Origin of the sequence: Limosilactobacillus walteri (assembly GCF_014830205.1) — a bacterium.
GTDB lineage: Bacteria > Bacillota > Bacilli > Lactobacillales > Lactobacillaceae > Limosilactobacillus > Limosilactobacillus walteri.
This window is the reverse complement of sequence record NZ_QORN01000034.1, coordinates 1-793: the sequence shown is the minus strand read 5'-3', so window position 1 is coordinate 793 and position 793 is coordinate 1. Positions and strand designations below refer to the sequence as shown.

The window sequence follows — 793 nt, the reverse complement described above, 5'->3', positions numbered from 1 at the left end:
ATAATGAGCAAGCAGAGTTACTTGAAGCGATTGTAGAGTTAGAAGAAGAACATAATTGGACGCTGGGATATTTAGCGATGACTACACAGTTAAGTTTTGAAAACCGTTTAAGCTTTACCGCTGGATTAAAACGAATAACTAATTGCATGCGTAAGCATGGAATTAGAGCAAATATTAGGAAGAAGAAGCGCAATCGAATTCAACGCCATGAAGAATACCTCAATGACAACTTATTGCAGGGACAATTCGACCGTGAAACTAAAAATGAAGTGTGGGTTACCGACACAACGGAAGTTGCCTACGGCGAACACACACTTCATAAAGTACGAGTACACGTTATTTTAGATTTATATGGTCGTTACGCTTTAAGCTACAATATTTCAGACACAGAAACTTCATCAGCAGTAATTGAAACCTTTAATCGTGCTTTTACGGTTGAACCTGATGCGCAACCAATGATCCATACTGACCGCGGATCAGCTTACTGCTCAAGTATGTTCAACGACTACTTAGCCTCTAAAAATTGTATTCATAGTATGTCACACCCCGGTCATCCTTGGGAAAACTCACCCATAGAGCGTTGGTGGAATGACTTCAAGCTAATCTGGATTAACAAACATAATCGTCCTAAGACGCTAGCAGAGCTAGAACAGCTCGTCAAAGGAGCCATTGAATACTTTAATACCAAACGCGCTTACACAAGCAAAAACGGCTTGACCGCGGAACAATTCCGCAATCAAGCCGCCTAAAATTTTTATCTATTTGATCTGTATACTTGACGGGACATAGTGCC

Annotated in this window: 1 protein-coding gene; it reads left to right on the top strand. The window is 40.6% G+C overall.

Features of this window, described 5'->3' with window-relative positions; genetic code table 11:
• Window positions 1-749, top strand: a 749-nt coding sequence (locus tag DTK66_RS08455; protein WP_191668392.1) for an IS3 family transposase, incomplete at its 5' end; no start/stop codon positions are given.
• Window positions 750-793 lie beyond the last annotated feature (44 nt).